Raw genomic sequence first — 729 nt, 5'->3', positions numbered from 1 at the left:
AAAAAATACGAGCTTTTTAACTGCAACAACTTAAATATACGCTATTGGAGCTGGAATTACCGCGGCTGCTGGCACCAGACTTGCCCTCCAATTGTTCCTCGTTAAGGGATTTAAATTGTACTCATTCCGATTACAAGACCCATAAGAGCCCTGTATCAGTATTTATTGTCACTACCTCCCCGTGTCGGGATTGGGTAATTTGCGCGCCTGCTGCCTTCCTTAAAAGTGGTAGCCATTTCTCAGGCTCCCTCTCCGGGGTCGAGCCCTAACCCTCCGTTACCCGTTGTAACCATGCGAAGACAAGACCTTCGCATCGAAAGTTGATAGGGAAGAAATTTGAATGAACCATCGCCGGCGCAAGGCCATGCGATTCGAGAAGTTATCATGAATCACCAGAAAGCCCGAAGGCATTGGTTTTTAATCTAATAAATACATCCCTTCCGAAGTCGGGATTTTTAGCATGTATTAGCTCTAGAATTACCACGGTTATCCAAGTAGTAAGGTGCTATCAAATAAACGATAACTTATATAATGAGCCATTCGCAGTTTCGCTGTATAATTGCTTATACTTAGACATGCATGGCTTAATCTTTGAGACAAGCATATGACTACTGGCAGGATCAACCAGGTAGCACTCATTCGGGGACGCCGCAAGATGCAGATCATACGATCAGTACACCCCACGAACGTCATCCGTTTAAATGGAAAATTTGAGTGTTCGAAGGTCAC

General features: G+C 44.4%; 1 rRNA gene. It reads right to left on the bottom strand.

Annotated elements, in window-relative coordinates:
- Positions 1–636, bottom strand: a 16S ribosomal RNA gene (locus tag RFN28_RS34670); the annotation flags it as partial.
- Between the last annotated feature and the right edge of the window lie 93 nt (positions 637–729).

The organism is Mesorhizobium album (assembly GCF_033977205.1).
GTDB classification, from domain to species: Bacteria; Pseudomonadota; Alphaproteobacteria; order Rhizobiales; family Rhizobiaceae; genus Mesorhizobium; species Mesorhizobium album.
Note: the sequence above shows the minus strand (reverse complement) of the source record. Positions and strands in the feature narration are given on the sequence as shown.